Here is a 23,134-nt window from a genome sequence, read left to right as displayed (position 1 = left end):
ACCGAGAACGACACCCCGCCCAGGGCGTGCACCGCGGTGTCCCCGGCGCCGAAGGTGCGCACCAGGTCCTCGACCACGACCATCGCCTCGGAGGCTGCCCCGTCGCCCGCCGGGCCCTCACGCCGTTCCAGCAGTCCCTCATTCATGCCGGTCAGCATAAGGGGAAGCCGATGTGCCACTGTTCACACGGTGGTACCGGACGCGGCCCCGGGATGCGATGATCAGCCCGGCCGCATGTCGTGACCCCGCCGTTGGGCGGACTTGGGGACACGTGTGCGATCACGTCATGACATGGGCGTAGTCTGTGTCACTCTCACCGCTCCGCGGTGAGCTGGTCGACCACTCGCAACACACTGTTACGGGCATCGAGAACGGGGGGCATGGTGCCGGGCTTCGTCTTGCTGCGCCTGCGCGCGCACCGGCTGCTGCTCGCCGCCGCACTGCTGTCTGTCGTCCTGACCACCTGCGCGGTGACCGCGCTGGCCGCGTTCAACGACGCGGTCGGGGACGCGGGGCTGCGGCGCGCGCTGCAAGGGCCGTCGGCGGCCAGGACACGGATCGACGTGACGTCCGAGGTGACGGGGCAGGACGCCGCCCGCCTGGACACCCAGGTGCGCAAGACCCTCACCGGTGCCTACGACGGACTGCCGGTACGGATCTCCGCCAGCACCCGCTCGGGCGCCTACGGACTGCCCGAGAGCCTGCGCCCCGCGGGCGCGCCCCGGTCGGACAACCCCGACCTCACCCTGCTCGCCACGTTCGACCGCTCCCGGGTGACCGTCGTCGGCGGAAGCCTCCCCGACGCGCCGGAGGCCGGGGGACCGGTGCCTGTCGCGCTGCCCGAGTCGGCCGCGAAGGCGCTCGGTGTGACACCGGGCGAGGTGATCACGCTCGCCGACCGCCGCGGCGGGCCGTCGCTGCGCGTGCGGCTGACCGGCCTGTACCGGCCCACTGACCCGGCCGCCCTGTACTGGCGGCTCGACCCGCTGGAGGGCCGCGGGGTACGGACACTGTCGTTCACCACCTACGGCCCGATGCTCGTGGACCCGCGGGCGTTCACGGCGGGCGCGGTCCCGGCCGGCGAGGTCCAGTGGGCGGCCGGGGCGGACTTCTCCGCCGTGACCGCCGCCCGGCTCGACCGGGCCGGACAGGACGTGCGCCGGACGGTGGACCGGCTGGACGACAAGAAGCTGGACGGGAAGACGACGGCGAGCAGCGAACTGCCCGCGCTCGCCGACGACCTGGGCCGCACCCTGCTCGTCAGCCGCTCGACCCTGCTCATCAGCGTCCTGCAGCTGATCGTCCTGGCCGGTCTGGCGCTGATGCTCGTCGCGGGCCTGCTCGCCGGCGAACGCTCCGAGGAGACCGCCCAGCTGCGGGCCCGTGGCGGTTCCCGGAGCCGTATCGCCGGCCTGGCCGCCGCCGAGGCGCTGCTGCTGGCGCTGCCCGCGGCCGTGGCGGCACCGCTCCTGGCCGGCCCGCTGGTGCGGCTGCTCGCCGGGCGCGGGGCCCTGGCACGGGCGGACGTGCGGCTGGACGTGCCGTACGCCACGGCCTGGTGGGCCGGCGTGCTGGCGGCGCTCGCCTGCGGCGCGGCCGTGGCCTCGCCGGCGCTGCGCCGCACCGGCACCTACTCCCTCGAACGGCAGGCACGGACCCGCAAGGGCGCACTGCCGGGTGCCGTGCAGGCGGGGGCGGACGTGGCGCTGCTGCTCGTGGCCGGCCTGGGCTACTGGCAGCTGTCGCGGCGCGGCGGCGGGTCCGGCGCGCTGACCACCGACACCACCGGTGCGCTGGGCGTGGACCCGGTCCTGGTGGTGGCGCCCGCGCTGTGCCTGCTGGCGGGCGCGGTGCTGGCGCTGCGCCTGCTGCCGCTGGTGGCCCGGCTCGGCGAGCGGCGGGCCGCCCGCTCGCCGGGCCTGCCCACGGCGCTGGCCGGGTGGCAGCTGGCGCGGCGTACCGGGCGCGGCGCGGGCCCCGCCCTGCTGCTGGTCTTCGCGGTGTCGATCAGCATGTTCGCGATCGGCGAGAGCGCCACATGGGAGCGGTCCCAGAGCGACCAGGCGGACTTCTCGGTGGGCGCCGACGTCCGCGTGACCGGCACCTCGACACCGCCGTTCGGACAGGGCGGCGTCTACGACCACATACCCGGCGTCGCCGCGGCGGCCCCCGCGAGCCGCGGCATCGTGCCGCTCCCCCAGGGCCGCGAGGCGACGGTGCTCACCCTGGACACCACCGCCGCCTCCAAGGTGACCGGCCTGCGCGACGACCTCACCGACCGGCCGTTCCGGGAGGTGCTGCGCACCCTGCGCCCGCAGGACACCGCCCCACGGGACGCCGGATTCACCCTGCCCCGCGACACAGCGCGCCTCCTCCTGACCGTCCGCACGCAGACCTCCGACTCCGGCGACCGGCCGAACGGCAGCGGCGTCACCGCCCGCATGTCGGCAACGTTCACGGACCGCTACGGCATCCCCTACACCCTCGCCGTGGGCGACGTCCCCGCCGACGGCACAGCGCACGTCCTGGCGGCGGACCTCGACACCGAGGCGGGCCGGGCCCCCGGAGCCGGCCCGGCCGGGCCGCTGCGCCTGACCCGGGTCAAGGCCGAATGGACCCTGCCCCAGCGGACCGAGCACCACCGGCTCTCCGTCACCGCCCTGCGGGCGGAGTCCGCCGACGGCACCACCCGGCCCGTCCCGATACCGGAGGGCTCGTCGTGGAAGGCGAGCGCCACCATGGGCAACCCCGACTACATGAGCTACGACGGCTACGTCGCCGCCGGCACGGAATCCCCCGGCTCCAGCCCGCGCACGCCGCTCGCCGTCGAGTTCGACACCGGGCAGATGTCCCGCCAGGACTACGTGCCGGGCGGCCACGACAAGGCCTCCGTGATCCTGAGCTCCGAACCCGAGGCCCCGGCCACCCTGTCGGCCGTCGCCACGGACACCTTCCTGCGGGCGGTCAACGCGAAGGCCGGCGAATCGGTGCGGGTCCCCCTGGCCGGCGTCACCGTGCCGGTCCGCGTCACCGCCGCCGTACGCGCTCTGCCCACCGTCACACCCAAGACCGACGGCACCGACGGCGGCGCGCTGCTGATCGACCTGCACTCGGCGAACGCCTTCCTCAGCGGGAACGGCCAGGGCTCCCTGGTGCCCGGCGAGTGGTGGCTGGCGGCCGAGCCGGGCGCGACCGCCCGCGTCGCCTCCGCGCTGCAGGACCGCGGCGACATCACCTCGCTCCTCGTCCGCGACCGGCAGCGCACCGAACTCCAACGCGATCCGCTCGGCGCCGGGCCGCTGTCCGCGCTGCCCGCCGCCGTCGTCACCGCCGTGGTGCTGGCCGCGCTCGGCTACATCGTGGCGGCGGCCGGGGCACTGCGCGAACGCTCCCAGGAGTTCGCGATGCTGCGGGCGCTGGGCACCCCGCGCCGCTGGCTCGCCCGGGTGATCGCCGTCGAGCAGGGCCTGGTCATCCTGGTCGCCGTGGGCGTCGGCGCCCTGCTCGGCGGGCTGCTGACCCGCCTGGTCGTCCCCCTGATCATCCTGACCGCGGACGCGCGGAGCCCCGTCCCCGACGTACGGGTGCACCTGCCGTCCGGTCCACTCGCCCTGCTGATGATCACCATCACCGTACTGCCCCTGCTGGGCGTCATGCTGACGGCGTGGCGGTCCGCCGACCCGGCCCAGGCGCTGCGGCGCCAAGGAGGTGAATGACGTGGCCGAGCCCCGTGCCCCGCGCAACGGTGACGTCTCCTGGATCCGCGCCCGGCTGCGCGCCGCCCCCGGCGGCACCCTCGCCCTGGCCGCGCTGGTCCTCGTCACCGCGTTCCTGGCCGCCGCGCTCCCGCGGGCCGTCGACGGATACGAGGACGCCGCGCTGCGCGACACCGTGTCACAGGCCCCGCTGCCGGGCCGCAGCGTCACCATGTCGCTCCAGGTGTCACGGCTGTCCGCCCCCTTCGACGCCGAGGGGCTGCTCACCCCGCCGTCGCTGAAGGAGACCGAAGCCCTCTTCCAGCGCCGCGTGAAGCCCCCGTTGACGCTCGAACGCGACCAGACCGTGTACGGCGTGCGCTCCGTGGACACGGCAGCCACCGACCCCGCACTGCCCCGCTTCCCCTCGGACAACCCGCTCCCCCCCAAGGGCACCCTGGTGGCCCAGCCCCGCCTCGCGGCGAACACCCGGCTCCTCGAGGGACGTCTGCCGCACCCGGGCACCGACACCCGCAGCGTCGAAGCGGTCATCACCGACCGCACCGCCAAGGTCATGAAACTGGGCACCGGCTCGGCCTTCCACCTGCAGGACGCCGTCGGATCCGAGGTGACCGTCCACGTCACCGGGATCGTCGCTCCCCAGGCACCGGACGCCGCCTGGTGGAACGCGGAACCCGACCTGCGCGCGCCCAACCCGCGCACACTGCCCGTCCCCGGTGGCAGCCCTCCCCGCTACTGGCACTTCTCCGCACTCATCGACGAACGAGCCACCACCGCCCTGCTCAGCCTCCAGGACGGCGCGGAGGCCTACTGGCACCACCCCGCCGACATCGACGCGCTCACCGCGCACGACGTCCCCGCGCTGAACGACCGGCTCGCCGCCCTGACCTCCGGACCGGACGGGGCACGCCTGCAGGCCAAGCAGCGCGGCCTGCACGTCGAGGAGCAGGGACTGGGCGAACGCCTCGGCCCCTTCGTCACCGAACGCACCGCCGCGCAGCCCCTGATCCTGGTCGCCGCCGTGGGCGTGGGCACCGTCGCCGCCGTCGTCCTGCTGATGGCCGCCGGACTGTCGGCCGCCCGCCGCCGCGCCGAGTTCACGTTGCTGCGGGCCCGCGGCATCAGCATGAGCGCGCTCACCGGCCGGCTGCTCGCCGAGACCGCCGTGGTGACCGTGCCCTCCGCGGCGGCCGGCCTCGCCCTGGCCCTGCTCCTGCTGCCCGCCGAACGCTCCGCGCTCGCCGTGTGGTCGGCCGCCGCCGTGGCCGTCCTGGCCACCGTGGGCCTGCCGCTGCGGGCCGCGGTCACCGCCCGCCGGCCGCGCCCCGACCAGCGTGAGGACATCGTCGCCATGCGGCCCTCCCGGCGCCGTACCGTCGCCGAACTCGCCGTCGTGGTCGTCGTCGCCGGCGCCGTCGTGGCCCTGCGGCAGCGCGGCACCGCCGACGGCGGCGCGGACGTGCTGACCGCCGCGGCACCGGTACTGCTCGCCATGGTCGCCGCCCTGGTGCTGCTGCGGCTGTACCCCTGGCCGGTACGGCTGCTCGCCCGGCCCTTCGCACGACTCGACGGGGCCGTGCTGCACCTGGGCCTGGCCCGCGCCGGACGCGCCCCCTCCACCACGGCCCTGCCACTGCTGGCCGTACTCGTGGCCCTCACCGTCACCTCCTTCGGCGGATCCGTACTCGCCGGCGTCGACTCCGGACGCGACCGCGCCGCCGTCACAGCCGTCGGCGCCGACGCCCGCGTGCAGGACTTCGGAGCCCTGCCGCAAGGACTCGACGACCGGGTCCGCAAGGTCCCCGGAGTACGCGAGGTCACCGGCGTCCGCGTCGAACCCGGACAGCAGATCATGAACAGCCGCACCAGGTTCGACCTGCTGGTCGTCGACCCCGAACCGTACGCCCGCCTCGTGGCCGCCACCGGCCTGGGCTCCTCGTTCCCCGCCGGCGAACTGCGCGCCGGGACACAGGAGGCCATCCCCGCCATCGCCTCCCCGGCGGTCGCCCGGTCCTTCGGCAACGGCGACGGCGACCCGGAGACCGTCAGGTCCTCCGTCGGACGGGTCATGGCCAGGATCGTCGCCACCCAGGACGCCACCCCGGCCGCCCCCAACCACGAGTTCCTGATCGTGTCACGGGCCGCCCTGGCGAAGGTCGCGCCCGCCACCAAGGAACCCGCCCACGGGCCCTCCGTGTTCTACGTCACGGGCACCGGCATCGACGCCAAGGCACTGCGCGGCGTCGTGACCAAGGCCGCACCCAAGGCACAGGTGACGCTGCGACCCGAGCAACGCGCCTCGTACGGCACCACGTCGGCGCTCCAGAGCGGCGCCCGGCACGTGTACCTGACCGCCGTGGCCGCGGGCGCCGGCTACAGCGTGCTCGCCCTGCTGCTGTCCCTGCTGCACAACGCGCCGCAACGCAAGGCGCTGCTGGCCCGGTTGCGCACGATGGGCATGACCGGCCGTGGGCGGCAGTGGCTGGCCGTGCTGGAGATGCTCCCGCAGGTCCTGCTCGGCGCCCTCGGCGGTGTCCTGGTGAGCGTGGCCACGGTGCCGCTGGTACGCCCCGGCGTGGACCTGGTCGCACTCGCCTTCACGGTCCGCACGCCCGCCACAGATCTGTCGGGCGCCGTACTGCGCACCGACGCGGCGTCACTGCTGGTCCCCGCCACCGGGCTGGTCGTACTGGCCTGCGCGGTACTGGCCGTCCAGGCCTGGCTCACAGGACGACGGGGAGAAGGAACCGAACTCCGGATGGGGGAACGATCATGAGTCAGGACACGTCCGGGACCGCCGAGCGCGGCCGCGTCACACTGGCGGAGCTGGAACGACGCGTCACCGAGAGCCGGGAGGAGCCCGCCTACGGGCACGACGCCCTGATCGTCTGCGACCGGCTGGTGCGGATCTTCACCGCCCAGGGCGTGGAGGTCCAGGCCCTCCAGGGGCTGGACCTGCTCGTGAAGCAGGGCGAACTGATGGCCCTGGTCGGTGCCTCGGGCAGCGGCAAGTCCACCCTGCTCAACATCCTGGCCGGGCTCGACACCCCCACCGCCGGAGCCGCCTCGGTCGCCGGGTTCGACCTGCTCGACCTCGACGCCCGCGCACGCCTGCGCTACCAGCGCGAGGTCGTCGGCTTTGTCTGGCAGCAGACCTCCCGCAACCTGCTGCCCTACCTCACCGCCCTGCAGAACGTCGTCCTGCCCATGCGCCTCGCCGGCAGCGTCAAGAGCCGCGGCCAACGCGCCAAGCGCGCCGCCGAACTCCTCGACATGATGGGCGTCGGCTACGCCGCCGACCGCCGCCCCCAGCAGATGTCCGGCGGTGAGCAGCAGCGCACCGCCATCGCCGTCGCCCTGGCCAACCACCCCTCGCTGGTACTGGCCGACGAGCCCACCGGACAGCTCGACTCCGCCACCGGCGAACAGGTCTTCGGCGCCTTCCGCACCGCCAACGAGCAACTCGGCACGACCATCGTCGTCGTCACCCACGACCAGGCCGTCGCCACCGCCGTCGACCGCACCGTCGCCATCCGCGACGGCCGCACCGCCTCCGAGGTCGTCCGCCGCACCAGCGTCGACGACCAGGGCCGCACCACCGTCCACGCCAGCGAGTACGCCACCGTCGACCGCTCCGGCCGCCTCCAGCTCCCCCGCGACTTCACCCACGCCCTCGACATCCGCAACCGCGTCATGCTCGAACTCGAACCCGACCACATCGCCGTCCGCCCCGACCTCCCCGAACAGGACTGACCACCCCGGGCACCCACGGACCCACGCGCCGACGCGTACCGGGCTACGCGTCCGCGGCCGCGTGGACCCGCTCCCCGCCCACGAAGGTCTGCAGCACCCGGGCCGCCGCGATCTCCTCCGGCGGCCCGGCGAACGGGTCCCGGTCGAGGACGACCAGGTCGGCCAGCTTCCCCGGGGTGATCGTCCCGGTGTCGTCCAGGTGGTTCACGTACGCGCTCCCCGCGGTGTACGCCGCGATCCCCGCGGCCAGGCCGACGCGCTGCGCCGGCAGGAACACCGGCGTGCCCTCCGGGGCGTCCGGCGTACGGCGGTTGACCGCGACGTGCAGCGCCTGCAACGGATCGGGACTGCTCACCGGCCAGTCACTGCCGGCCGCCAGCGTGGCGCCGCCCCGGAGCAGATCACCGAAGGGGTACTGCCACGCCGCCCGTTCGGGCCCGAGGAAGGGCAACGTCAGCTCGTCCATCTGCGGCTCGTGGGCCGCCCACAGCGCCTGGACGGTGGCCGAGGCGCCCAGCGCCCGGAAGCGGGCGACGTCATCGGGGTGGACGACCTGCAGATGCGCCAGGTGGTGCCGGGTGTCACGGAACCCGTTCGCCGAACGCGCGGCCGCCACCGCGTCCAGCGCCTCACGCACAGCACGGTCGCCGAGCGCGTGGAAGTGCACCTGGAAGCCGAGCGCGTCCAGTGCGGTGACGTGCCCGGCCAGCGCCACCGGATCCACGAAACTGATGCCGCTGTTGCCGGAGGCGCAACCGCAGGCGGTGAGGTAGGGACCGAGCAGCGCGGCCGTCCCGTTCTCCGCGATGCCGTCCTGCATGATCTTGACGCTGGTGGCACGGAACCGGCCCCGGCTCACGGCGGCCCGCCGCTCCACGAGTTCCGGGATCTGCTCGGCGCCACGGGCCCGGTCCCACCACAGCGCGCCCACGACCCGTGCCGTGAGCAGCCCGTCGGCGACCAGCGCGTGGTAGGCGGACACCGGGTCCGTCATGTTCGCGTAGTCGCCGACGATGGCGTCCTGCCAGGCCGTCACGCCCAGGGAGTGCAGCACCCGCTGGGCCCGCAGCAACGCGGCCGTCCGCTCGGCGGCCGTGACGGACGGCAGGAGCCGCCCCACCAGATGGAGGGCGCCCTCCTGCAGCATGCCCGTGGGATTGCCGTCCGCGTCCCGCTCGATGCGGCCGTCCGCGGGATCGGGCGTGTCCCGGGTGATCCCCGCCAGCTCCAGCGCACGGGAGTTGACCCAGGCCCCGTGGTGGTCGCGATTGGGCAGGAACACCGGACGGTCGGGGACGACCCCGTCCAGCAGCGCGGCGGTGGGAGTGCCCCCCGGGAAGGCGTCCAGCGACCAGCCGCCACCGGTGATCCACTCGGCGCCGGGGTGCTCGTCGGCGTACGCACGGACCAGCCGCAGGTACTCCCCCGCCTCATGGACCTCCGCCAGATGGCACTGGCCCAACTCGATCCCCGCGACGAGCGGATGCACGTGGGCGTCCTGGAACCCGGGCAGCAGCATCCTCCCGGCCAGGTCGACGACCTCGGTCCCGGGCCCGATCAGCTCGCGCACCTCGTCGTGACCGACGGCGGCGATCCGCCCGCCGCGCACCGCCACCGAGGTGGCCCGGCCGAGGACGGGATCGACGGTGTGCACCGGGCCGCCGGTCAGGACGAGGTCGGCAGGGGACTGGGACATGGCGGGCGCTCCAGGGACGGGGGCGGGGGCAGGGGCACGGGCACGGGCAGGGTGGCCGCGGGTGCCGCGTGCGTGGCACGGCAGGGAGAGCGTCGCAGGTACGTGCCGCACGCGGCCACCACCGGGACCGGCCGGCCCGCGGCCCACCGCACTCCCCGCGCGATTGCGCCCACAGCGTGATCGCCGACGCCCCGCCGCGCCACGGGGCACAGTGACCCCTATGAAGCTGCTGACACTGGGTGGTACGGAGTTCGTGGGACGCGCCGTCGTCGAGGACGCGCTCGAGCGGGGCTGGGAGGTCACGGTGTTCCACCGCGGCCGGCACCAGGCGCCGCCCGGCGCCATCGAACTGCTCGGCGAACGCGGCACCGAGGGCGGCCTCGCCGCCCTGGAGGACGGCGAGTGGGACGCCGTCCTCGACACCTGGTCCGGCGCGCCCGCCACCGTACGCGAGACCGCCCGCCTCCTCGCCGGACGCGCCCGGACGTACGCCTACGTCTCCAGCCGCTCCGTGTACACCTACCCGGCCGCCGCCGGCCTCGACGAGGACGGCCCCGTGGTGGACGCCTCCCCCGGCGATGGAGCCGACGTCGACTACGCCCGCGCCAAGCGCGGCGGTGAACTCGCCGCGGCCGAGTCCTTCGGCGACCACGCCCTGTTCGTGCGCGCCGGCCTCATCCTCGGCCCCTACGAGAACATCGGCCGCCTGCCCTGGTGGCTGGGCCGCATCGCCCGCGGCGGTCCCGTGCTCGCCCCCGGCCCCCGCGACCTGCCGCTGCAGTACATCGACGTCCGCGACCTCGCCGCGTGGGTCCTGGACGCCGTGCGGTCCGGCCTCGGCGGCGCCTACAACCTCGTCAGCCCGCCCGGGCACACCACCACCGGCGAACTCCTCGCCGCCTGCGCCGCGGTGACCGGCTCCGACGCCGAACTGCGCTGGACGGACCCCGAAACGGTGCTGGCCGCGGGCATCGAACCCTGGAGCGAGCTGCCCGTCTGGCTCCCCCCGGGCGAGCTCTACGACACGCTCCACACCGGCGACGTCTCCCGCGCCCTGGCCACCGGCCTGCGCTGTCGCCCCGTCACCGAGACCGTCGCCGACACCTGGCGGTGGCTCAGCTCCCTGGGCGGCACGGCCCCCCAGCGCCCCGACCGTCCCACGGTCGGCCTCGACCCGGCGAAGGAGGCCAAGGCCCTCGGCCTCTGAGCCCCCCGGCCGCACGGCCGGGCCGGCAACCGCCCGGCCCTGAGCGATGCCGCTCGCACGCGCGCGTGCGGCATCGCTCAGGGCGTGCGCGGCGTGAACGGCGCCGCCGAACCGCGCCGAGGCACCCGGGCCTTGGCCCACGGTGCGGTCCCCGACCACGCGGCGCAGGCACGCATGCGACGGCATCTCGACCCTCGCATTACTTGCCCTCCGGGTGCGCGGGGGCAGCCGGCACCAACAGGGCGAGGCACCGCCCCACCCCCCACCCCCGTGCGAGCCCAGGCTCAGGGGGTCGCCGGGGCGACCAGGACCTCGCGCAGGCGGGTGAGTTCGGCCGCCGTCAGGCCGCGCTCGCGCAGCCAGGCATCCGCGCCGCCGTGGGCGGTGTGGAGGGTGGCGAGGAAGCGGCGCATGACGCGCGGCTCGGAGGCCATGAAGGCGTGCTCCACCGCGGGGAGGTCGCGGTAGGAGGGGAAGCGGGTCAGCCGGGCGCGGATGCGGACGACGCGCTGCGCGGTGAGCGCGTAGTCCGCGGCGATGGCGGCGGCGGGCACGCCCACCGCGTCGAGGAGGAGGGCCGCGAGGACGCCGGTGCGGTCCTTGCCGACGGCGCAGTGGAAGACGACCGCGTGCTGGTCGGTGTCGGCGACGACGCGGGCCGCGGCGACCAGCGACTCGCCGCTGCCGTCGAGCAGTCCGAGGTAGAAGCCGATCGCGTCGCCGTCGTCCGCGGTCGTCACGGGGACGGCGTCGGTGACCAGCGCCCGCACCCGGCTGACCGGCAGGTTCATCCTGCGTACCGCGGTGTCCGCCAGCAGGCCGTGCCCCTCGCGGGCGGCCTCGTCGGGGCCGCGCAGGTCCAGGACGGTGCGCAGCCCGTAGCGGCCGAGGAGGAGTTCGACGTCCCCCGCCGTGGCCTCCTGGAGGGTGCTCGCCCGGAACACGACGCCCCGCCGGGTCGTGCCCCCGCCGCGAACGGGCAGGCCGCCCAGGTCGCGGATGTTGTCGACCTCCGCCAGTTCGACCCAGCGCGGCGTCTCACCGGTGGGTCCGTCCTGCGTCGCCTCCAAGGCGCCCTCCTCGTGCACTCCCTGGCCATCGTGCCGTGCGCGGGCGCCCCGGTCCACCGGCGGCAGCGGCCCGGGGGATATCGTCGGCTGACCCCCGGGACGCCCCGGACGACCACCGACCGGAGGTGCCGCCATGGCCCAGCCCGAGCCGCCCGGGGAGCCGCTGGTGCGCACCGAGCGGCACGGCCGCGTGCTGGTGGTCCGGATGTGCCGGGCGCACAAGCGCAACGCCGTGGACCGGCACCTCGCCGAGGCGCTCGACGCCGCGTTCAACACCCTGGAGGACGACCCGGAGCTGTGGGCCGGGGTGCTCACCGGCTCCGGCGGGGTCTTCAGCGCCGGCAGCGACCTGAACGCCATCGGCGACTACGTCACCGAACGTGGCGGCGAGTACGGGCTGATCCGCCGTCACCGCCGCAAGCCGCTGGTGGCCGCGGTGGAGGGCGCCGCGCTGGGCGGCGGACTGGAACTGGTCCTCGCCTGCGACCTGGTGGTCGCCGCGTCGACCGCCCGGTTCGGGCTGCCGGAGGTCCGGCTCGGGCTGGTGCCCACGTGCGCGGGGCTGTTCCGCGGCCCGCGCGCCCTGCCCGTCAACCTGGCGCGGGAGTTGGTGCTCACCGGCGACCCCGTCGACGCCTCGCGGGCGCAGGCCGCGGGGCTCGTCAACAGGATCACCGAGGAGGGCGGGGCGCTGGCGGGCGCGCTCGCACTCGCCGCGCGCGTCTGCGAGAACGCCCCGGTCGCGGTGCAGGCGAGCCTGGTGGCGATGGACGCATGGCTGTCCGGCTCCGACGCGCTCGGCTGGCGGGCCACCGAGGAGGCGACCCGCACGGTGCTGGCCTCCGCGGACCGGCACGAGGGCGTCGCCGCGTTCATGGAACGCCGGCCGCCCCGCTGGACCGGCCGCTGACGACGCCGGGGACCGGCAGTACCCCACTCGGGTGAGTCCGGCGTGCGGCGGTCCGGAGTCCGGGCTTGTCTGGTGCCGTGACCGGTGTCGTCCGGACGCGGTCCGCCGCGCGCAGGAGGCGCCCCGAGCGAGGAGCTTCCTTTTGGCACGCAGGATTCCGCCGACCGTCGCGGTCGCCGTGGTGTTCGTCGCCGCGCTGTTCATGGCGATCATGGACACCACGATCGTCAACGTCGCCGTGCCGGCCATCGGGGAGGACTTCGGCGTGCCGGCCTCCGGACTGGGCGGCGTCAACATCGGCTACCTGGTCAGCCTGGCGGTCTTCATCCCCGTCGCGGGCTGGCTCGCCGACCGCTACGGCACCCGGCGGGTGTTCCTCGCCGCGCTGGTCGCCTTCACCGGGGCGTCGGCGCTGTGCGCGATGTCCACCAGCCTCGAACAGCTGACCCTCTACCGGATCCTGCAGGGCGCCGGCGGCGGTCTGCTCGTGCCGGTCGGCCAGACGATGCTCTTCAGGGCGTACCCGCCGGCGGAACGGATCAAGGCGCAGCGGGCGCTGATGGTGCCGACCGCCGTCGCCCCGGCCGTGGGCCCGGTGCTGGGCGGCTGGCTGTGCGACGCCGTGTCCTGGCACTGGGTGTTCCTGGTCAACCTGCCGGTCGGCACTGCGGCCGTGGTCTTCGGCCTGCTCTTCCTGCCGGACTACCGCCTGGAGCGCCCCGGGCGCTTCGACCTCGTCGGCTTCCTGCTGGCGGGCGGCGGGCTGGCGCTCGCGCTGTACGCGCTGACCAACGGTGCCAAGGACGGCTGGGGCACCGCGGGCATCCTCGTGCCGCTGCTCGTGGGGGTCGCGGCGCTCGGGGCGATGGTGCTGGTCGAGCGGCGGATCCCGATGCCGATGCTGGACCTGGAGCTGTTCCGGGACCGGCTGTTCCGGGCCAACACCGTCGTGATGTTCCCGCTCAGCGCGGTCTTCCTCGGCACGGTGTGGCTCTACCCCATGTTCCTCCAGGAGGCGCTGGGCTTCAGCGCCTTCGAGAGCGGCCTGGCCACCTGGCCGGAGGCGGTGGGCGTGATGGCCGCCGCGCAGGTCGCCCCGCGTCTGTACCGGCGGATCGGGCCGCGGTGGCTCATGGTGGGCGGTTCGGCCGGCATGGGGGTCTGCGTCGCGGTGATGACCGGGTTCACGACGGCGACCTCGCCGTGGGTGCTGCGCGGGGTGCTCTTCGTCCTCGGCTACTGCATCGGGCACGTGATGATGTCGGCGCAGAACGCCGCCTTCGCCACGATCCCGGCGCCCTCCACGGGACGGGCCGCGACGGTGTTCAACATGCAGCGGCAACTGGGCGGTGCCTTCGGTACCGCGCTCATCGCCACGCTGCTCACGGCGGTCGGGACGACGGCCGTCACGGCGGGCGGCACCACCACGGCCGACCTGGGCGCGTACCACGCCGGTTTCCTGCTCTGCACGGGCCTGGCCCTGATCTCCGCGGTCGCCGCGCTCTTCGTCTCCGACAAGGACGCCCTGGGCGTCGAGACCCCCCGCGCCGGCCGTCACGCCCGCCCCGGCACGGCCCCCTCGCCCGCCTCCTGACCCCCCGCCGGCCGGTGCTCCGTCACCGGCCGGTCAGGGGTCCGCGGCCCACCGGGTCCTCCCGCGCCGTGCGGGCCCTAGCATCGGGGCATGCCTCGTCTGGAACGTCTCCGAACCGATCACGCCGCCGCGGTCCTGGAGTTCGAGCGGGAGAACCGCTCGTACTTCGCCGCGTCGATACCGGACCGGGGCGACGACTACTTCGCCCACTTCGACGCGCGGCACCAGGCGCTGCTCGCCGAGCAGGAGTCCGGGTTCTGCCACTTCCATGTGCTGGTCGGCGCGAACGACGAGGTGCTGGGCCGGATCAACCTGGTGGACGTGGCCGACGGGGCGGCGGAGCTGGGGTACCGGATCGCCGGGAGCGCGGCCGGCCGGGGGCTCGCCACGACCGCGGTTCACGAGGTGTGCGCCCGGGCGGCCGGGGAGTACGGGCTGGCGACGCTGCGGGCGGTCACCACGCTGGACAACGCGGGCTCGCGCACGGTGCTGTCCCGTACGGGGTTCGTGCCGGCCGGCACGGTCGAGCTGAGCGGCCGTCCAGGGCTCCGGTTCGTCCGCGACCTGGGGGACGGGACGACGCCGTCCTCCGCGGGCTGAAAGCGGGCGGCGAGCGCGCGCAGGCCGGGGAGGGCGAGCACGGCGATGCCGGGGAGGCTGGAGACGAGGGTGAGCACCCCGTAGACGACGGCGGTCGCGAGGCCCTGGGCGGCGCCCAGTCCGGCCACGCCGAAGGCGAGCGTCGCCGCGGCCTCGCGCGGGCCCCAGCCGCCGATGTTGACGGGCAGTCCCATCACCAGCAGCGCCAGGACGAGCGGCGGTACGAGCGTGGTGACCGGCGCCGTCGAGCCGGCGACACGGGCCGCGACCACGAACAGGGCGATGTGGCCGGCGAGTCCGGCCGCGGACAGCGCGACCACCCCCGGCCAGGTGCCGCGGGCGAGGAGCCCGCTGCGGACGTCGGCCAGGCCGGTGGCGAGCGCCTGCCGTCCCCGGGCGCCGCGCCGCCACAGCAGCCATCCGCCGAGCACCGCGACGGCCGTCAGCACGCCCGCGGTGACCTCCGCGGCCACGCGGCCCGGCAGGAGGTCGCCGGCGATGGCCGTCACCAGGGTGGGCCGGGTGAGCAGGACGGCCCCGCCGAGCACGAGGACGACGACCTGGCCGCCGACGCGCTCCAGGACGACGGCGCGCACCCCGCGGCCGACGTCGCCTGAGTGCTTGCCGTGGCGGACGGCCCGGTCGACGTCGCCGAGCACGCCGGCCGGGAGGACCGCGTTGAGCAGCAACGCCCGGTAGTAGTCGGACACCGCCCGGGCCAGCGGGAGCCGCAGGCCGAGCCGCCGGGCCACCAGGCACCAGCGCCAGGCGCTCGTCACGGTGGTGAACAGGCCGACCGCCAGGGCGGCGAGGACGGCGGGGCCGTCGACGACGCGCAGGCCGTCGACGAACGCCCCGGTGCCCAGCCGCCACACCAGGGCGGCGAGGATGCCCGCGCCGGTCAGCAGCCGCAGCCAGGCCCACAGTCGTCGCCTCACCGGGCCCCACCTCCGGGCAGGGCGAGCAGGTCGCCGTGGCCGACGACGGCGGTCAGCCGCCCGGCGGCGCAGTCCGCCAGGCGGCGGCGCAGGTAGTCCTCCGCGGGGGCGGCCAGGCCGGGTTCCTGCTCGACGGCGGCGCCGACCCAGCCGCGCAGCCACTCGGCGGTGAGCGCGGACCGGTCCGCGCCGAGCCGCCAGGGGCTGGGCCGGGTCGTGACGGCGGCGCCGTACCGGGTGAACGCCCGGGCGGCGGCGTCGAGGGCGTCGGGGCCGAGCAGCGCGCGGCCTCCGGAGGTGCGCCGCTGGTGGGCGTTGAAGGCGGTGGTGAGTTCCGCGTCGAGGGGGTCGGCGGGCCCGAGTTCGACCTCGCCGACCACGGAGAGGCCGAAGAGCACCGGGACCCCGGCGGCGGTGCAGGTGGCGGCGAGGGCGTCGATCTCGTCGGCGGTGAGCAGGTCCAGCAGTGCGGAGCCCGTGACGAGCGAGGTCCCGGCGAGGTCGTCGGCGGTGAGCCGGGTGAGGTCGCCCTCGCGGGTCTCGGCGGTGACGGGGCCGCCGCCCGCGCTGAGGCCGGTCAGGCTCGCGGCGGCGAGGGCGAGGAGGGCGGGGTCGTGGTCGTGGAGGATCCAGGCCTGCGGTCCGGGGAGGCGTCCGCTGAGCCAGCGGCCCATGGAGCCGGTGCCGCAGCCCAGGTCACGGACGACGAGCGGGCCGGTGCCGCGGGGCGCGCCCGCGAGGTGCTCGCGGAGGGGGACGAGCAGGTCCGCGGCGCGGGCCGCGGCGTCGGCGTCCTCGCGCAGGGCGAGCCAGTGCGGTGTGAAGGGGGCGGTGTCGGACGTGGTCATCGGGTTCCCTCCCGCAGCAGTTCGAACACCGCTTCCATGTGCCGCGCGGTGTGCTCCCAGCCGTGCAGCGTCTCGCGCCGGCCGCGGGCGGCCGCCCGCAGGCGGCCGCGCAGGCCGGTGTCGTCCAGCCAGCGGCGGAGCGCCGCGGCGAGTTCGGTGGTGTCCCCCGGGGGGACGAGGAGGCCGGGCGGTGTGCCGTCCGGTGCCCGTCCGAGCGCGTCGGGCACTCCCCCGGCGGCGGTGGCCAGTACGGGGGTGCCGCGCATCAGGGCCTCGGTGACGACCATCCCGAACGTCTCGGCGCGGGACGGCAGGACGAGCAGGTCGGCGGCGGCGTACTCCGCCGCGAGGGGCTCGCCGGTGAGCGGGCCGGTGAGGTGCACGCGGTCGTCGAGGCCGTGCCGGCCGAGCAGTTCGCGCACGTGGGCGACGTGCTCGGGGTCGCGGCCGAGCGGGCCCACGAAGCGGCAGGTCCAGGGCAGGCCGGCGACGGCGGCGAGGGCCCGGGCCAGCAGGTCGTGGCCCTTGCGCGGGGTCAGCGAGGCGACGCACAGCAGGCGCCCGCCCTGTGGCGTGCCGGGGGCGAGCGGCGCGGGGTCGGTGCCGGGGATGACGACGTGGACCCGGCCGGCGGGCAGCGCGTGCCGCTCGGCGATGCGCCGGGCGGCCCAGGGGCTGGTGGCGACGACCGCGGCGGCGGCCCGCAGGGTCTGCCGTTCCAGGTCGTCGAGTTCGCGGGCGGCCGCGGGGTCGAGGCCGGTCTCGTCGGCGAGCGGCAGGTGCACGAGGACGGCGGTGCGCAGCCGGCGCGACTGCGGGACGACGATCTCGGGGACGCCGCAGGCCACGAGCCCGTCGAGCAGGACGACGGCGCCGTCCGGCACCGCGGCGAGCGCCGCGGCCAGGGCCCGGCGGGAGGCGGTGTCCGGACGCGGCCAGGCGCCCGGCACGGAGATCTCCCGCAGCGGCCGGCCCGCCCCCGCCAGGGTCTGGGTCAGGCGGCGGTCGTAGACGTTGCCGCCGCTGGGCGCGGTGGCGTCGTCGACGTCGCCCGGGAGGACGACGTGGGCGGGGGCCGCCCCCGCCGGAGCGGGGGCGGCCGGACGCGAGGGCGTCCTCACAGAGAACGCTCGTAGCTCGCCCAGGCGACGTGCGATTCGTGCAACGTGACGGAGATGCCGGTCAGGCCGTGCGCACCCGCACCGAGCTTGCCCGCCGCCACGCGGTCGGCGAGCCGGTCGGCGATGACCTTCGCCAGGAACTCGGTGGAGGTGTTGATGCCGGAGAAGTCCGGATCGTCGTCGAGGTTGCGGTAGTTGAGCGCGGCGAGCACCGCGCCCAGCTCCTGGGTGGCCAGGCCGATGTCGACGACGATGTTGTCGTCGTCGAGCTCCGGGCGGCGGAACGTGGCGTCCACCAGGAACGTCGCGCCGTGCAACCGCTGGGCCGGTCCGAAGACCTCGCCGCGGAAGCTGTGGGCGACCATGACGTGGTCGCGGACGGTGATACTGAACACGCGAGGACAACCTTCCCCAGGGGCCTAACCGGGACGGTAGGCAATACGGTGACAGAGCACGGAACGTTCACCGCCTGCGATCTCCTTCATCAGCAGGGGCAGTTCCTCGAAGTCGCTCTCGCCGGTGACGAGGGCGTCGTAGACCGGGTCGGCGAGCAGGCGCAGGGCCAGTGCCATCCGGTCCGCATAGGTGCGCCGGGTGCGGCGCGTGGGTGAGACGGTGCCGACCTGGCTGCTGCGCACGACCAGGCGGCGGGAGTGGAAGGCCTCGCCCAGCGGCAGGGCGACCGGCCGGTCGCCGTACCAGCTCAGCTCGACGACGGTGCCCTCCGGCTCCAGGAGTTCCAGGGAGCGGGCGAGCCCCGCCTCGGTGGCGCTGGCGTGGACCACCAGGTCGCAGCCGTCCTCGGCCGTGTCGGGGTGGGCGAAGCCGACGCCGAGGGCCTTGGCGACGGCCGCGCGCGAGGGGTCGACGTCGACGAGCTGCACCCGCGTCCCGGGGACGCCCGCGAGGACGGCGGCGACGCTGCACCCGACCATGCCGGCGCCGACGACCGCGATCCGGTCCCCGATCTGCGGGCCGGCGTCCCACACCGCGTTGACGGCGGTCTCGACGGTGCCCGCCAGCACCGCGCGTCCCGCGGGGACGTCGTCGGGCACGGGCGTCACGGCGGTGGCCGGGACGACGTAGCGGGTCTGGTGCGGGTAGAGGCAGAAGACGGTGCGGCCCCGCAGCTCGGGCGGCCCCTGCTCGACGAGGCCGACGTTGAGGTAGCCGTACTTCACCGGCGCCGGGAACTCGCCGTTTTGGAACGGCGCCCGCATCGCCTGGTGCTGGCTCACGGGCACCCCGCCGCGGAAGACCAGGGTCTCGGTGCCGCGGCTCACCCCGGAGTACAGGGTGCGCACCAGCACCTCCCCCGGACCGGGCTCCGGCAGGGGCACCTCCCTGACCTCCCCCTCGCCTGGTTCGCGAAGCCAGAACGCGCGCGCCGAACGCTCCACCGTTTTCCTCCGTACTCCATGGCGGGCAACAGACACCGGCCATCCAGGTGGTGCCGGGCCCGACCGTACGCGGCTGTGCCGCACAGGCGACAAGCGGGGACGTCTCATGACCGTGATGACCGTTGGATCCGAGTTCCGTGGGGGCACCGCGGGCCGTGAGCAGGCCGGGGCGGCAGCCGCCCAGTTGGCGCTGTTCGCCGCGCTGTGGGCCACCGTGGGCCTGGACGCCGTGGGCTGGCTGACCGGGACCGTCTACGCGGCGGGCACCTGGGCGCTGCTGGCCGCGGGCCTGCGGGGGGCGGGGCGCCGCTCACTGGGCCCGGCCGACCACGTCACCCTGGCCCGTGCGGTGCTCGTCGGCGGTGTGACGGCCATGGTGGCGGGAGGCGTCGCGCACGGTGCGCCGCTGCTCACCGGGCTGACCGCGGTGGCGCTGGCCCTGGACGCGGTGGACGGCAAGGTCGCGCGGCGCACAGGCACGTCGTCCGCGCTGGGCGCGCGCTTCGACATGGAGGTCGACGCCTTCCTGATCCTCGTGCTCAGCGCGCGGCTCGCCTTCACGCTGGGCCCGTGGGTGCTGGTGATCGGCGCCATGCGGTACGCCTTCGTCGCGGCGGCCTGGGTGCTGCCGTGGCTCAACGCCCCGCTCCCGCCGAGCTTCGCCCGCAAGACGGTGGCGGCGCTGCAGGGCGTCGTCCTGCTCCTCGCCTGCTCGGGGCTGCTGCCCGCGGGGGCCTCGGCCGGGCTGACGGTGCTGGCGCTGGGGTCGCTGGTGTGGTCGTTCGGCCGTGACGTGCTCCGGCTGTGGCGCCACCGCCCGGCCCCGCGGTCCACTGCGGGCCCGGCGCCGGCCGGCGCGGCGGAGGCGGACATCCGCGTCCTGGTCTCCGCCTCCGCGGGCGGCCCCGCCTCCTGACCCGCCGCGTCCGGGGCCCCGGCAGCGCCCTCCGCCGCCGGGGCCACGGCAGCGCCCTCCGCCGCCGGGGCCGATCGCTCCGCAGCGGACACACGACGCGAGGCACCGACGGACGGCAGGCCCCGCTCGTGGGTCCCGGCCGCACCACGTGGCTGCCGACGGCCGGACGTCCCCGCACCACCGGTCCGGGGCTGCCGACGACGTCGGGCCGGGACCCGGGTCGGCCACGCACGGGCGACACGGTCGGAGTTTTCAGGGCGCCGGGGCACGCCGCAGGCCACTGCCCGCGAGGCAGCCCGGCCCTCACCGGGATGACAAAGGCTCCGGCCCCATCGGCGAAGAGCGCCGCCACCGCTTCACCGCGGTGTCGCCGGGCCCCTGAGCGTCGCCCGGCTCAACACGCCACCGCCCGGCGGGCGGGCGCACGTCCTGGTTCGGCTGTCGCGGCGCGACGCACGACGCGCGCACGGCGCCCACCGCGCCGGTGCGCTCAGGCGTCCTGGCGCGGCAGGTAGCGCAGCAGCACCACGTCGCCGATCTGCCGGGTCTCCGCGAGCGTCATCCGCTGCTGGGGGCCCTGGGGGAAGACCGCGGGGTGCACCATGCGCGGGGCGTCGGCCTGGCCGACGAAGAACGGGGCGTACACCAGGTGGAGTTCGTCGACGAGTCCGGCGCTGAGGAACATGGTGTGCACGACGCCCCCGCCCTCGACCATGAGCCGTTCGACGCCGCGCGCGGCGAGGTCGGCGAGCAGGAGCCGGACGTCCAGCGGCTCTCCGGCGTCGACGACGGAGCAGCGGTCGCCCAGGCGTTCGCGGACGCAGTCGCTCGCGCCGGACGTCGTGTAGACGACCTTCTCGCACTCCCCCGTGGTGAAGAACCGGGCGCCGGGGTCGAGTTTGCCGCTCTCGGTGACCGTCGCCTTGAGCGGTGTCGGCGACAGCCCGGCGCGGACGCGCCGTTCGCGGCGCTCGGCGGAACACACCAGCAACCGCGGGTCGTCGGACCGTATGGTGTTGGCCCCCACGAGGATGGCGTCCACCCCGGAGCGAACCTCGTCGATCCGGTCGAAGTCCTCCTCGTTGGAGAGCAGCAGCCGGGTCGTGCTCGTGTCGTCCAGGCATCCGTCCAGCGAGGAGGCCACGGACATCAGTACGTACGGGCGCGATCTCATGGGGACACATTGCCGCACGCCGGCGTTCGCGCACGTGAAGCTTTCGTAAGTTGGATGTCAGGGGCCGGATGGATGTAGGGTCCGCCGATCATCGTGCAGCCTGGTCAGGCCGCGTCGGTGCGTCGGTCCGTCGCCCGTCAGTCGCGCACCCCTTCGAGCACGTCGAGGGCGAGGGTGTCGTCGGCCTCGTGGGAGAGGGAGACGGTGACGCGGGTGCACAGGCCCGTGAAGCGCTCGCGCACGGCCCGGCCGACGGCCCGCGGTTCGCCGTGGACGGCGAAGGCGCCGAGGACGTCGTCGTCGACCAGCCGGCCCATCTCCGCCCAGCGGCCGCGCACGGACAGCCGGTGCAGTTCGTCGTGGAGGCCGCCCCAGCCGTGGAGGTCGAGCACGGCGCGGTAGGCGGGGGTGGAGGCGTAGAACGCGATCCGTTCGCGGGTGGCGGTGAGGGCCGCCGTGTACTCCTCCTCGGTGCGTCCGGTCGCGACGAGGGCGTTGCACACCACGTCGAAGGGCCGGTCCGGGTGCTCGGAGGACTCCCTGGCCTTGCGGACGGCGGGGAGGATGACCTGCCGCAGGTGGTCGGCGGAGGTGAGGGCGTGGCAGATCAGCCCGTCGGCGACCTCGCCCGCGACGGCGGTCATCATCGGGCCGACGCCGGCGAGCCAGATCCGGGGCGGGCCGGACGCCAGGGGCCCGGGGTCGAACATCGGCGTCATCAGGGTGTGGGTGTAGAACTCGCCCCGGAACCGCAGCCGTTCGCCGGTCTGCCAGCTGTGCCAGATGGCGCGCAGGGCGCCCGCGAACTCCTTCATGCGAGCGGCGGGCCGTGACCAGGGCATGCCGTAGCGGTGGGTGATGTGCGGCTTGACCTGTGAGCCGAGGCCGACGGTCAGCCGCCCGCCGGAGAGCCGCTGGACGTCGTAGGCGGCCGTGGCCACCGTCATCGGGTTGCGGGCGAAGGCGATCGCGACACCGCTGACCAGGTCGGCCCGCCGGGTGGCGCCCGCGGCGAGGGCGAGCTGGAGGAAGGCGTCGTGCCGCATCTCGTTGACCAGCACGCCGTCCGCGCCGTGCGCCTCGGCGCGGGCCGCCGCGTCGGCGGTCCGCTCGACGGGGCCGGTGAAGGTGAAGTCGGCCTTGAGGGGCGCGGTCGGGATGTTCACGCGCCGGCTCCCGCCGCCGGGCCGGCCGCCTCGGTGAGCCGCGGGGGCGCGGCCTGCCGCCAGGAGTCGGCGACGATGTCACGGAGCTCGTCCATGTCGTCCAGGGCGGCGAGCCGCACCCGCACCCAGTTCGACCCGGCCTCGTGCGGCGGGACCCAGAACTTCCCGGGTTCGGCCGCGATCAGCTCGCCCCGCTCGTGCACGGGGCAGCGCACCGCGAAGGAGGACTCGTCGTCGGGCAGCGTGAGGTACATCCTCCCGGCGACCCGGAACGTGGGCATGTTCCAGGCCTCCTTCTCCACCGTCTCGGGCAGCGAGAGGGCGATGCGTCGGACGTCTTCGGAATCGGGCATGCGCCCACCGTAGCCATCGCCTACGACAACGGGCGCGCCGCGTGCGCGCCGCTCCGGCGGGGCTGAGTAGCAAGAGGAAACCTAGGTGTAGACTGTCCTTCCCCGCCGCGCGGTCGCGAGTACGTGACCGGGCGGCGTCCGCGACGTCCAGGAGGTGAGCGGCGATGGCGACCGGACGGCACGTGTCGGGCCCCGAGGAGGACCAGCCGGCCTGCTCCATCGAGCGCAGCCTGCAGATCCTCGGTGAGCGCTGGTCCCTGCTGGTGCTGCGCGAGGTCTTCGCAGGACGGCACCGCTTCGCCGAGATCCAGGCCTCGCTCGGCATCGCGCCCAACCTCCTCAGCACCCGGCTCAAGCTGCTCGTCGACGCCGGGGTGCTGTGCACCCGCACCTACCAGGAGCCGGGCAGCCGGCAGCGGCAGAGCTACCACCTGACCGACGCCGGCCGGGAGCTGGACCTGGTCATGGCCTCCCTCCAGCAGTGGGGCGACCGCCACCGGCCCCGCCCGTCCGGCCCCTCCGCGCTCCGGCGTACGCACTCGACCGGCCAGGCCGTGCACGTCGGCTTCCTCACCGACGACGGTCGCGAGGTGCCGGGCACCGACGTGTCCATCGCGGTGATGCAGTCCTCCGGGGCGGCCTGACCGGCGGGCGACGGGCGCCCGCCCGGTC

At 75.3% G+C, this 23,134-nt stretch carries 18 protein-coding genes and 1 pseudogene; 9 read left to right on the top strand and 10 right to left on the bottom strand.

Going from position 1 to position 23,134, the window contains the following annotated elements; all coding sequences use genetic code 11:
* Positions 1-380: 380 nt before the first annotated feature.
* Genes ACZ7MY_RS23715 through ACZ7MY_RS23705 form a run of 3 tightly spaced genes read left to right on the top strand, consistent with a single transcriptional unit; the run spans position 381 to position 7,469 of the window.
* On the top strand, positions 381-3,716 hold the full coding sequence (locus ACZ7MY_RS23715; RefSeq protein WP_499604467.1) for an FtsX-like permease family protein: 3,336 nt from the start codon (positions 381-383) through the stop codon (positions 3,714-3,716).
* 1 nt (position 3,717) lies between these two features.
* Positions 3,718-6,492 carry a hypothetical protein gene (locus ACZ7MY_RS23710; protein ID WP_499604465.1) on the top strand — a complete coding sequence of 925 codons (2,775 nt, stop codon included), beginning with the start codon at positions 3,718-3,720 and terminating at the stop codon, positions 6,490-6,492.
* Positions 6,489-7,469 (top strand): ATP-binding cassette domain-containing protein, encoded by a 981-nt coding sequence (locus tag ACZ7MY_RS23705; RefSeq protein ID WP_499604463.1) that lies wholly within the window; start codon positions 6,489-6,491, stop codon positions 7,467-7,469. The genes ACZ7MY_RS23710 and ACZ7MY_RS23705 overlap by 4 nt, the downstream gene beginning before the upstream one ends.
* 43 nt (positions 7,470-7,512) lie before the next feature.
* Here the strand turns inward: ACZ7MY_RS23705 and ACZ7MY_RS23700 are convergent, their stop codons facing one another.
* Positions 7,513-9,165 (bottom strand): amidohydrolase, encoded by a 1,653-nt coding sequence (locus ACZ7MY_RS23700; RefSeq protein WP_499604461.1) that lies wholly within the window; start codon positions 9,163-9,165, stop codon positions 7,513-7,515.
* A 220-nt stretch (positions 9,166-9,385) separates the two neighbouring features.
* On the opposite strand from ACZ7MY_RS23700, the gene ACZ7MY_RS23695 reads away from it, so the two are divergent.
* Positions 9,386-10,372, top strand: coding sequence for an NAD-dependent epimerase/dehydratase family protein (locus tag ACZ7MY_RS23695; protein WP_499604459.1), 987 nt, complete (start codon positions 9,386-9,388; stop codon positions 10,370-10,372).
* Positions 10,373-10,656: 284 nt separating this feature from the next.
* On the opposite strand, the gene ACZ7MY_RS23690 is transcribed toward ACZ7MY_RS23695, so the two are convergent.
* Positions 10,657-11,442, bottom strand: a complete 786-nt coding sequence (locus tag ACZ7MY_RS23690) for a tyrosine-protein phosphatase (RefSeq protein ID WP_499604457.1) — start codon at positions 11,440-11,442, stop codon at positions 10,657-10,659.
* Between the two features lie 133 nt (positions 11,443-11,575).
* Here ACZ7MY_RS23690 and ACZ7MY_RS23685 point away from each other — a divergent pair, with 133 nt between their 5' ends.
* The 3 genes from ACZ7MY_RS23685 (at position 11,576) to ACZ7MY_RS23675 (ending at position 14,546) form a co-directional block, all read left to right on the top strand.
* A complete protein-coding gene (locus ACZ7MY_RS23685) occupies positions 11,576-12,352 on the top strand; it encodes an enoyl-CoA hydratase-related protein (RefSeq protein ID WP_499604454.1) in 777 nt (258 codons plus the stop codon).
* A 142-nt stretch (positions 12,353-12,494) separates the two neighbouring features.
* A complete protein-coding gene (locus ACZ7MY_RS23680) occupies positions 12,495-13,946 on the top strand; it encodes an MDR family MFS transporter (protein ID WP_499604450.1) in 1,452 nt (483 codons plus the stop codon).
* 90 nt (positions 13,947-14,036) lie between these two features.
* Positions 14,037-14,546: a GNAT family N-acetyltransferase gene (locus ACZ7MY_RS23675; RefSeq protein WP_499604447.1), complete on the top strand. Its 510-nt coding sequence runs from the start codon at positions 14,037-14,039 to the stop codon at positions 14,544-14,546.
* Positions 14,547-14,653: 107 nt separating this feature from the next.
* On the opposite strand, the pseudogene ACZ7MY_RS23670 reads toward ACZ7MY_RS23675, so the two are convergent.
* The 5 genes and pseudogenes from ACZ7MY_RS23670 to ACZ7MY_RS23650 all read right to left on the bottom strand — a co-directional run.
* Positions 14,654-15,421, bottom strand: a pseudogene (locus ACZ7MY_RS23670) (lysylphosphatidylglycerol synthase transmembrane domain-containing protein); the annotation flags it as partial.
* Between the two features lie 59 nt (positions 15,422-15,480).
* Complete coding sequence (locus ACZ7MY_RS23665; RefSeq protein WP_499604445.1) at positions 15,481-16,332, bottom strand: SAM-dependent methyltransferase; 852 nt, start codon at positions 16,330-16,332, stop codon at positions 15,481-15,483.
* Positions 16,329-17,453, bottom strand: a complete 1,125-nt coding sequence (locus ACZ7MY_RS23660) for a glycosyltransferase family 4 protein (protein WP_499604443.1) — start codon at positions 17,451-17,453, stop codon at positions 16,329-16,331. Before ACZ7MY_RS23660 ends, ACZ7MY_RS23665 begins: the two co-directional genes overlap by 4 nt.
* Positions 17,450-17,848 (bottom strand): 6-pyruvoyl trahydropterin synthase family protein, encoded by a 399-nt coding sequence (locus tag ACZ7MY_RS23655; protein ID WP_499604441.1) that lies wholly within the window; start codon positions 17,846-17,848, stop codon positions 17,450-17,452. Before ACZ7MY_RS23655 ends, ACZ7MY_RS23660 begins: the two co-directional genes overlap by 4 nt.
* A gap of 24 nt (positions 17,849-17,872) precedes the next feature.
* Complete coding sequence (locus ACZ7MY_RS23650; RefSeq protein ID WP_499604438.1) at positions 17,873-18,853, bottom strand: zinc-dependent alcohol dehydrogenase; 981 nt, start codon at positions 18,851-18,853, stop codon at positions 17,873-17,875.
* 115 nt (positions 18,854-18,968) lie between these two features.
* Between ACZ7MY_RS23650 and ACZ7MY_RS23645 the strand changes: the two genes are divergently transcribed.
* Positions 18,969-19,769, top strand: coding sequence for a CDP-alcohol phosphatidyltransferase family protein (locus ACZ7MY_RS23645; protein WP_499604435.1), 801 nt, complete (start codon positions 18,969-18,971; stop codon positions 19,767-19,769).
* Positions 19,770-20,259: 490 nt separating this feature from the next.
* Here the strand turns inward: ACZ7MY_RS23645 and ACZ7MY_RS23640 are convergent, their stop codons facing one another.
* From ACZ7MY_RS23640 to ACZ7MY_RS23630, 3 genes are all read right to left on the bottom strand, one after another.
* Positions 20,260-20,943 (bottom strand): RibD family protein, encoded by a 684-nt coding sequence (locus tag ACZ7MY_RS23640; protein ID WP_499604432.1) that lies wholly within the window; start codon positions 20,941-20,943, stop codon positions 20,260-20,262.
* A gap of 137 nt (positions 20,944-21,080) precedes the next feature.
* Positions 21,081-22,109, bottom strand: a complete 1,029-nt coding sequence (locus ACZ7MY_RS23635; protein WP_499604429.1) for a TIGR03617 family F420-dependent LLM class oxidoreductase — start codon at positions 22,107-22,109, stop codon at positions 21,081-21,083.
* Complete coding sequence (locus ACZ7MY_RS23630; RefSeq protein ID WP_499604426.1) at positions 22,106-22,462, bottom strand: MmcQ/YjbR family DNA-binding protein; 357 nt, start codon at positions 22,460-22,462, stop codon at positions 22,106-22,108. Before ACZ7MY_RS23630 ends, ACZ7MY_RS23635 begins: the two co-directional genes overlap by 4 nt.
* A gap of 164 nt (positions 22,463-22,626) precedes the next feature.
* Here ACZ7MY_RS23630 and ACZ7MY_RS23625 point away from each other — a divergent pair, with 164 nt between their 5' ends.
* Complete coding sequence (locus ACZ7MY_RS23625; protein WP_499604423.1) at positions 22,627-23,106, top strand: winged helix-turn-helix transcriptional regulator; 480 nt, start codon at positions 22,627-22,629, stop codon at positions 23,104-23,106.
* Positions 23,107-23,134: the final 28 nt, after the last annotated feature.

It is taken from the genome of Streptomyces sp. NPDC111520 (genome assembly GCF_055635295.1).
Note: the sequence above shows the minus strand (reverse complement) of the source record. Positions and strands in the feature narration are given on the sequence as shown.